The sequence below is a fragment of the Aestuariivirga sp. genome (assembly GCF_044238155.1).
Lineage (GTDB): Bacteria > Pseudomonadota > Alphaproteobacteria > Rhizobiales > Aestuariivirgaceae > Aestuariivirga.
Genome location: NZ_JBIIDX010000149.1, coordinates 1 through 8,454, shown reverse-complemented (window position 1 = coordinate 8,454; position 8,454 = coordinate 1). Strand labels below are relative to the sequence as shown.

The following is an 8,454-nucleotide window of genomic DNA, read 5'->3' as shown; positions in this document are numbered from 1 at the left end:
GCCACCGGCGAGATGCTTATCCTTCATACCGTGGTCGGCGACGATCACGATGGTGGCGCCCGCCTCGTCGAGAGCGCCAAGATAGCGGTCCATCATGGCATAGAAGCGGTTGGCGCCTGCCGAACCCGGAGCATATTTGTGCTGCACGTAGTCGGTGGTCGAGAGATACATCAGATCGGGCCTGAAGCCGGAGAGCAGCTTGACGCCCGCCGCAAAAACGAATTCAGATAGTTCCGCCGAATAGACATCCGGCACGCCCATGCCGACCAGCCCGCAGGCATCGGCAATGCCATTGTCTGCCAGCGTCACCTTGTCAGCCTTTTCGGAGGAAAAGGCGATCGCTGTGCCATCGAAGACGAGGCCCTTGCCGAGCAGCAGGCGCAGCTTGTCCTTGGCGGTGACCATGGCGATCCGGGCACCGGCCTTCTGGAAGGCCTCGAAGATGGTGGGGGCACGCAGCCACTTCGGATCATTCATCATGGTTTCCTGCCCGGTGGCCGGATCGATGAGATAATTGCCGCAAATGCCATGCACGGCGGGTGGACGGCCGGTGACGATGGAGAGATTGTTGGGATTGGTGAAGCTCGGGATCACCGAGAGGCCGCGGCGGTTTTCACCCCTGGCAATGATGCGCTTCAGATGCGGCATGAGGCCTGCCTGCATGGCAACTTCCATGTAGGCAGGCTCGCTGCCGTCGCAGCAGATCACGACAAGCGGATCTGAAGGCCAGTTGTAGCTTCGGCCATTGACGGTGACGGTTTTCATTCTGTCCTCACGCTTCGAGCGGGGCGAGATCGGTAACATTCATGTCTCGCAGCACCTCATGGATGGCGGTGAGGACTCCTTCGATCACCTTGGCATCCACCTTGCCGATGGTTCCAATGCGGAAGCTGGGGCGCTTCGTGAGTTTGCCAGGATAGATGGCGAAGCCACGACGGCGGAGCTCTTCATAAAAGTGCTCGAAATCGAATTTGGGATCCCGCGGCGTGAGAAAGGTCTGGATGATGGGGCCTGCCTCGGCATCGGAGAGCAGCGTGGTGAAGCCCATGGCGCGCATGCCCGCAACCAGAATGCGGGCGTTGCCGGCGTAACGCGCGCCACGCGCCGCAACGCCGCCTTCCTCGGCGTGTTCCCTCATGGCCTGATGAAACGCGACAAGCGCATGGGTGGGCGGCGTGAAGCGGAACTGACCATTGGCTTCCAGGCCCTTCCATTGCTCATAAAGGTCAAGCACGACCGAGTGACTCATGCCCTTGGAGGCCAGCAGCATGTCGGACCTGACGAGGACATAGGAAAAACCGGGAACGCCCTCGATACACTTGTTGGAAGAGGAAACCATGACGTCAATGCCGTCACCCATGTCGAGCGGCAATGCGCCGAAGGACGACATGGCATCAACCATGTAAATCTTGCCGCGGCGCTTCACCTCGCGCGCAACCTCGGCAATCGGATTGACGATGCCGGAGGTGGTTTCGCAATGGATGATCCAGACATGGCTGATGGCGGGGTCGGCATCGAGGGCCTGGGCCACGTCGTCCACCGTGGGGGCAGCGCTGTCGCCCTTGTCGATCTTGCTCACCGGCCGATCGAGCCGGCCGAGAATCGCGGCAGCACGGTCACCATAGGCGCCGTTGGCGACGACCAGGGTCTTGCCCTCGGCCTTCGGACAGAAGGCGCCGAGCGCCGCCTCGATGGCAAAGGTGCCGGACCCCTGCATGATGACACATTCACGGCTGCCATCACAGCCTGCCAGAGCGAGCAGGCCCTTGCGGATCTCGGCCACCACGCGGCGGAATTCGACATCGCGCGAGCCCCAGTCGGCGAGCATGGCGGCCTTGACGCCGCGCGAGGTGGTGAGCGGACCCGGGGTCAGCAGATAGGGCATGTCTTCCTGGCCGGGCGGGCCGTTGAAGCGCTGGATCATCTTGTCCATGAGGTCACCTTCCTGAATGGCGTGAAAATGGCTGCTTGACCTGTATCAGTCAAATCGTATGTTCTTATAAAGCACATAAGTTTGAACGATATGCGACATGCACAGCTGAAAGCCTTTCATGCCGTGGCGATCCACGGAGGTTTCTCGCGCGCGGCGGAGGCATTGGGCCTGACGCAACCGGCCGTGTCCGATCATGTGCGCAAGCTGGAGGAAAATTACGGCGTGCAGCTGTTCACGCGCGCGGCATCGGGCGTGGCGCTGACCGACATGGGCCGCAAGCTGTTTGCCATTGCCGAACGGCAGTTCGAGGCGGAGTTGCAGGCGGCCGAACTGCTGGCGCGCGGCCGCAGGCTGGAGGAGGGCCAACTCACGATCGGGGCTGATGCGGCCGTCCACATCCTGCCGGCACTTGCGCGGTTCCGCATCCGCCACCCCAAGCTCGCAGTGCGTCTCGTGACCGGAAACACGGCTCAGCTTCTCTCGCGACTGGAGGATTTTTCGATCGACATCGCGGTGACTGCCGAGCGGCCGCCCGGCCCGGCCTTTCTGGCCCGCAAGCTCAGGAGCGACCGGCTGGTCGCGGTGGTGCAACGGTCGTCGCAGCTCGCGCGGCTGAAGACGATCAGCCTTGCCGATCTGCTGAAGCTGCCGCTGATCCTGCGCGAGGAAGGATCGATGACGCGGCAATTGCTGTTGGCCGAAGCAGCACGGCGCGACCTGGCGCCAACCACGACCATCGAGATCGAAAGCCGTGAGGCCGCACGCGAGGCGGCGGCCCAGGGGCTGGGTCTTGCCATCATGTCGGAAGGCGAACTGACACCGGACGGGCGGCTCGCAGTGCTTGGCATTCCTGACTGGAACACCGAGATGGAGGAATGGATGATCTGCCTCGCGGCGCGCAGCGCGCTGAACATCATCCACTCCTTCTTCACGATGGATGCGGCATGAGCTAAGCTTCCACCATGCATTTCACCGCCGCCTGCATACAGAATACTGCAACACCGGATCTGCACAGCGACCTGGCTGCGCTGGCCGGCATGATCCGTGATGCCGCGGGGCGGGGTGCGCGTCTTGTTGCAACCCCTGAATATTGCGCTGGCCTCGATACGCGCGACGGGAAGATGTTTCCAGTGGCGCATGGCGAGGATGCGCACCCTGCCCTGCCAGTGTTTCAGGGTCTGGCGAAGGACCTTCACATTTGGCTGCTTGCGGGCTCAATCGGTGTCAGGGCGCCCGATGGGCGGATCTTCAACCGCAGCTTCATGTTCGCACCTGATGGAGTGGTGGCGGCGCGCTATGACAAGATCCATCTCTTTGACATCGACCTTGGCGAGGGCCGCAGCTATCGCGAGTCGGCGACCATTGCGCCAGGCACGGGGGGTGTGATTGCGCCTTGCATGGAAAGCTCGGTGGGATTGTCGATTTGCTATGATATCCGATTTCCGCAACTCTATCGCGCCTATGCGCAGGCCGGCGCCGAAATTCTGGCTGCGCCCGCCGCTTTCACCCGGATCACGGGTGAAGCGCACTGGCATGTGCTGCAGCGCGCCCGGGCCATCGAAAATGGTGCCTTCGTGATCTCGCCCGGCCAATGCGGCACGCTGGCCGGAGGCGCCACCTGCTACGGCCATTCGCTGATCGTCGACCCTTGGGGAGTGGTCCTGGCAGATGGAGGCGTTGAACCTGGGATTGTTCTGGCTGAGATCAATCTAGCGAAAGTAGCAGAGACACGCCGGCGCATTCCGTCGCTCACCCATGACCGGGCCTTCACGCTGGCTCGCCAGCCTTGATTCCGAGGGCCCGAGTGCCCATATAGCAGAGCCGCTTGGGGCAGGGAGGGTTGGGCATGATCGGTTACACGCTTCTCGGGCTCATCGTGGCGGTGGTGGCCTATGCCATCTGGGCCTACAATGCACTCGTCCGCAACAAGAACCTGGTCGCCGAGGGCTGGAGCGGAATCGACGTTCAACTTCGCCGCCGTGCCGACCTGATCCCCAACCTCATCGAAACGGTCAAGGGCTATGCAGCCCATGAGGACAAGCTGTTCCGCGACATCGCCGAGCTGCGCACCAAGTCCATTGCAGGCGGAACCGTTGCCGAGCAATCAGCCGTCGGTCAGGCCATGAGCCAGGCACTTGGCCGCCTGTTTGCTATTGCCGAGGCCTACCCGGAGCTGAAGGCAGATGCCAATTTCCGGGATCTTCAGGACAAGCTCGCGCAGACTGAGGATGAGATCCAGATGTCGAGGCGATACTACAATGGCGCGGTTCGAAACCTGAACACCATGATCGAGAGCTTTCCCAGCAATCTCGTTGCCAAGCAGTTCGCTTTCGAGAAGGCGGAGTTCTTCGAGATCGGCGATGCCGCTGCGCGCGACGTTCCGAAAGTCGATTTCAAGACACGCTGAAATGCGAGGGCTTCTCGCACTCGCGATCGGGCTGATCCTGGCGGTCGCGACACCTGCTGTCGCGGCCGAGCGCATCACCTCTTTCGTGAGCGACGTGACGGTGAATGCCGACGCCTCGCTCAGCGTGCGCGAGACGATTTCGGTTGCCGCCGAGGGCCAGCAGATCAAGCGCGGCATCTTCCGGGATTTTCCCACCAGCTATCAGGACCGGATGGGGCAGCGGGTGAATGTGGACTTCACCGTTGTGGCCGTTCGCCGCGACGGAAAGCCGGAGCCCTATGCGCTGGAGGCCCTGAGCAATGGAACGCGCATCCGCATTGGCGACAGGGATGTGCTGCTTGAGCCTGGCCTGCACCGCTATGAGATCGCCTACCAGACCACCCGGCAGATTGGCTTTTTCGACGGCTTCGACGAGCTCTACTGGAATGTGACCGGCAATGGCTGGACTTTGCCAATTGGTGAGGCGCGGGCCATCATCCGCTTGCCAGAGGGCGCCGAGATATCCAGGCAGGCCGTCTATACGGGACCAGATGGCAGCACTGCAGCCAACGCCCGCATCATCAGTGTGGGCGGCAATCTGTTCGATGCCTTGACCACGCGCACCCTTGAGCCATATCAAGGCTTCACGGTTGCGGTCGGATGGCAGAAGGGGATCGTGACCGCTCCCTCCAATGGCCAGCGATGGACATGGTGGATTACCGACAACAGCGGTTTCTTCGTTCTGGCACTCGGGCTTGTGGTCTCAGGCCTGTATTTTCTATTCGCCTGGAGCCGGGTAGGACGGGACCCGGCCAAAGGCACCATCATTCCGCTGTTCACTCCACCCAAGGGACTGGGGCCGGCATGCGCCAGATTCTTGCGCCAGTTCAGCGCCGATGATCGCGCCTTCGCCGCGGCTCTGGTGGGTCTTGCGGTCAAAGGCAGACTCAGGATCGCTGAGGATGACGGCGATTTCACCATCACCAAACTGACTGATGTAGGCAGCCGAGAACCGCTGACTGCTTCCGAGAAGGCACTCTTCAATGCATTGCCGGCCGGCAGCACCGCTCTCACTCAAGCCAACCAGAAGAAAGTGGCGGCAGCCAAGAGTGCACTCGAAAGCGCACTGGCCGATGAATATGTGGGCACGGCGTTTCTGCGTAATCTCGGCTGGTTCGCGGCGGGGCTTGGCCTGTCCATACTGTTCCTTGCGGCAGCGGCGCTGCTCCTCGCCAAGGTGCGGAGCATCGACAGTCTTTTCCCGCTCATCTTGCTCGGCGGATGGTGGGCTGTGATCCTGTCCGTCGGATGGGCTTCGCTCAAGGGCATCGCTGCAGCACGCGGGCTGTGGGGCAAGATGTCCTCGCTGGCCGCACTTCTGTTTCTGATTCCCTTCGTCGGCGCAGGGGCGATCCTGCCGTTGAGCAGCATGTTCAGCAGCGGCGGCTTACCCGCAGCGCTTTACGTTCTGGCGGGCGGCGCCGCGCTGTTCGGGATCATCAATGTGATCTTCTATCGCCTGCTGCAGGCGCCAACCGAAAGCGGCCAGCGCCTGCGCGATCAGATCGAAGGCTTCCACCTCTATCTCTCGACCGCCGAAGAAGAACGCCTCAAGATCCTGCATCCACCGGAGAAGACACCCCAATTGTTCGAACGCTACCTTCCTTACGCGCTGGCGCTCGATTGCGAGAATGAGTGGAATGCGAAATTCGCCACCGTGCTGGCCGCCGCCGCAGCGGCGGGAGCAGCGGCACCCGTGTGGTATTCCGGCAACCACTGGAACCCCGGCCACAACAATGATTTCACCGACAGCCTCGGTGAGGCTCTGGCAACCAGCGCCGCCGCAGCTGCAACGCCGCCGGGCCGGTCTTCCGGATCGGGCGGCGGCGGATTCTCAGGCGGCGGCGGTGGTGGTGGCGGTGGCGGCGGCTGGTAGATCAGCCCTCGAGCGTTTCCCGCTTCACTTCAAGCTCGAGCCAGGTTTCTTCTGCCGATGCCAGCTCGGCACGGGCCGCAGCAAGCCGTGCAGCTGCCAGTTCGAAAGCCCGGGCATCGCGCGCGAAGAGACCGGCATCGGCAAGCCTTGCTTCGAGTGCGGCGATCTCGCCTTCAAGCACTTTCATGCTGGCCGGCAGCGTTTCCAGCGCATGTTTTTCCTTGAAGGAGAGCTTGCGCTGCGGCTGAGCAGCCCCGGGCCCCGGCGCCGGTGCAACAGCCCGTCCGGCTTCTGACTTCACCTTGCGGGCATCCACACCCTGGCCACGCTGGACCAGCATGTCGGAATACCCACCGGCATATTCCACCCACCTGCCGTCGCCCTCTGCCATCAGAACGGATGTTGCGACACGATCGAGAAAGTCGCGGTCATGGCTGACGAGCAGGATCGTACCCTGATAATCGGCCAGCATTTCCTGCAGCATGTCGAGCGTTTCAAGGTCAAGATCATTGGTTGGCTCGTCAAGGATCAGGAGATTGGACGGCCTCGCCAGTTCGCGCGCCAGGATCAGCCGCCCCCGTTCTCCGCCTGAGAGAACACCCACCGGCGTGCGGGCCTTGTCGGGCGGGAACAGAAAATCCTTCATGTAGCTCACGACATGCTTCGTCTCGCCATTGATGGTCACGGATGAACCGCGGCCGTCAGTGATGACATCGGCAAGTGTCGCACCCGGATCGAGGCTCTGGCGGCTCTGGTCAAGGGTCACGGTCTGAAGGTTCGTGCCAAGCCTGATGATTCCGGCGTCGGGCTGCAGCTGACCGGTGAGAAGCTTGATCAGCGTGGTCTTTCCAGCGCCATTGGGCCCGACGATGCCCAGCCGGTCACCGCGCATGACAAGGAGATCAAGATCGGCAACGATGGGCCTGCCGCTGAAGCTTTTTGACAGTCTGCTGGCTTCCGCCACCAGCTTGCCGGAGAGATCCCCAGCGGATGCCGCCATGCGAACGGCGCCCTGCTGGCCCACATGCTCCTTGCGCTGCTTACGCAGATTGCCGAGCAGCTCGACACGCCGCATGTTGCGCTTGCGCCGCGCCGTGACGCCGTACCGCATCCAATGCTCCTCCGCCGCGATGCGCTTGGCCAGAAGCTGCTGTTCGGCCTCTTCCTTGGCGAGCACCTCGTCACGCCAGGATTCGAAGGCGCTGAAGCCACGCTCCAGCCGCCGCGACAGGCCACGGTCGAGCCAGACGGTGCGGTTGCTGAGCGTTTCGAGAAAACGCCGGTCATGGCTGATCAGCACGAAGGCCGAGCGCAACGCGGACAATTCGGACTCCAGCCACTCAATAGCCGGGAGATCGAGATGGTTGGTAGGCTCATCCAGCAGAAGAATGTCGGGCTGTGGCGCCAGCACGCGTGCCAGCGCGGCCCGGCGGATCTCACCCCCGGAGAGGTGCCGGGGATCCTCCTCGCCGGTCAGTCCCAGCTCGCGCAGCAGGTAGGCGCAGCGGTGCTGATCATCGGCAGGGCCCAGTCCAGCTGCAACATAATCGAGGACGGTCGAATGGCCGGACAGGTCAGGCTCCTGCGGCAGGTAGCGGATGGTGATGCCAGGCTGCACCCAACGCTCGCCCTTGTCGGCATCGACAAGACCGGCGGCGATTCGGAGCAGGGTGGATTTTCCGGACCCGTTGCGACCAACGAGCGCCACGCGCTCGCCCTCTGCTACGGCAAGTTCCGCATGCTCGAGAATCGGCCGGCCGCCGAAAGTGAGCCCGATGCCACGGAGATGAAGAAGAATTCTGCTCATGCCGGCCCGGGTCTAGCCTAGAGGGCGCTACTTCTCCAGTCCCCCAGATAGCGGTCAAGGCCCGGTATGTCGTTGGCAGAGAACAAGGCTGCAGTAGGGCGCAGCGCCAGGATGCGGCCATCGTCCAGAAAGGCAGTGTGGCTGGCCGCATGAGCGGCGTCCTCCGGCTGATGAGTGACCATGACGACCGTCAGCTTGCGCGCTTGCTGGTGCGCCATGACCAGATCAAGCATGTCGCGGCGCAGGGCGGGGCCGAGAGCGGCGAAGGGCTCATCAAGCAACAGCACCGGCCGGTCACGCACCAGGGCGCGCGCCAGTGCCACACGCTGGCGTTCACCACCCGAAATCTCGCCGGGCTTGCGATGCGCAAGTGCGGCCAGGCCCACGTCGCT

At 62.7% G+C, this 8,454-nt stretch carries 8 protein-coding genes; 4 read left to right on the top strand and 4 right to left on the bottom strand.

Annotation, left to right across the window (positions count from 1 at the left end):
- Both ACILRN_RS13960 and ACILRN_RS13955 read right to left on the bottom strand, forming a co-directional pair.
- Positions 1 to 765 (bottom strand): alkaline phosphatase family protein (locus ACILRN_RS13960; RefSeq protein WP_395689268.1); only part of this gene is annotated, 765 nt, incomplete at its 3' end.
- A gap of 7 nt (positions 766 to 772) precedes the next feature.
- Positions 773 to 1,933, bottom strand: a complete 1,161-nt coding sequence (locus ACILRN_RS13955) for a 2-aminoethylphosphonate--pyruvate transaminase (protein ID WP_395689266.1) — start codon at positions 1,931 to 1,933, stop codon at positions 773 to 775.
- Between the two features lie 90 nt (positions 1,934 to 2,023).
- On the opposite strand from ACILRN_RS13955, the gene ACILRN_RS13950 reads away from it, so the two are divergent.
- The 4 genes from ACILRN_RS13950 to ACILRN_RS13935 are packed head-to-tail and all read left to right on the top strand — an operon-like array spanning position 2,024 to position 6,255.
- Positions 2,024 to 2,881, top strand: a complete 858-nt coding sequence (locus ACILRN_RS13950) for a LysR substrate-binding domain-containing protein (protein ID WP_395689264.1) — start codon at positions 2,024 to 2,026, stop codon at positions 2,879 to 2,881.
- A gap of 14 nt (positions 2,882 to 2,895) precedes the next feature.
- Entirely contained in the window at positions 2,896 to 3,723 is an 828-nt protein-coding gene (locus ACILRN_RS13945) for a carbon-nitrogen hydrolase family protein (RefSeq protein ID WP_395689262.1), read from the top strand.
- Positions 3,724 to 3,779: 56 nt separating this feature from the next.
- Positions 3,780 to 4,340 carry a LemA family protein gene (locus ACILRN_RS13940; RefSeq protein WP_395689260.1) on the top strand — a complete coding sequence of 187 codons (561 nt, stop codon included), beginning with the start codon at positions 3,780 to 3,782 and terminating at the stop codon, positions 4,338 to 4,340.
- A 1-nt stretch (position 4,341) separates the two neighbouring features.
- Positions 4,342 to 6,255 carry a DUF2207 domain-containing protein gene (locus ACILRN_RS13935; protein ID WP_395689258.1) on the top strand — a complete coding sequence of 638 codons (1,914 nt, stop codon included), beginning with the start codon at positions 4,342 to 4,344 and terminating at the stop codon, positions 6,253 to 6,255.
- A 1-nt stretch (position 6,256) separates the two neighbouring features.
- Here the strand turns inward: ACILRN_RS13935 and ACILRN_RS13930 are convergent, their stop codons facing one another.
- Together ACILRN_RS13930 and ACILRN_RS13925 are read right to left on the bottom strand one after the other, a co-directional pair.
- Positions 6,257 to 8,062, bottom strand: a complete 1,806-nt coding sequence (locus ACILRN_RS13930) for an ABC-F family ATP-binding cassette domain-containing protein (protein ID WP_395689256.1) — start codon at positions 8,060 to 8,062, stop codon at positions 6,257 to 6,259.
- Positions 8,063 to 8,079: 17 nt separating this feature from the next.
- The coding region (locus tag ACILRN_RS13925; RefSeq protein ID WP_395689254.1) for an ATP-binding cassette domain-containing protein at positions 8,080 to 8,454 on the bottom strand (375 nt) is incomplete at its 5' end.

What these genes read in the sequence shown, in the direction of transcription:
- ACILRN_RS13955 (WP_395689266.1), bottom strand. Translation starts at nt 1,933, where the DNA reads ATGGACAAGATGATCCAGCGCTTCAACGGCCCGCCCGGCCAGGAAGAC.
- ACILRN_RS13950 (WP_395689264.1), top strand. Translation starts at nt 2,024, where the DNA reads ATGCGACATGCACAGCTGAAAGCCTTTCATGCCGTGGCGATCCACGGA.
- ACILRN_RS13945 (WP_395689262.1), top strand. Translation starts at nt 2,896, where the DNA reads ATGCATTTCACCGCCGCCTGCATACAGAATACTGCAACACCGGATCTG.
- ACILRN_RS13940 (WP_395689260.1), top strand. Translation starts at nt 3,780, where the DNA reads ATGATCGGTTACACGCTTCTCGGGCTCATCGTGGCGGTGGTGGCCTAT.
- ACILRN_RS13935 (WP_395689258.1), top strand. Translation starts at nt 4,342, where the DNA reads ATGCGAGGGCTTCTCGCACTCGCGATCGGGCTGATCCTGGCGGTCGCG.
- ACILRN_RS13930 (WP_395689256.1), bottom strand. Translation starts at nt 8,062, where the DNA reads ATGAGCAGAATTCTTCTTCATCTCCGTGGCATCGGGCTCACTTTCGGC.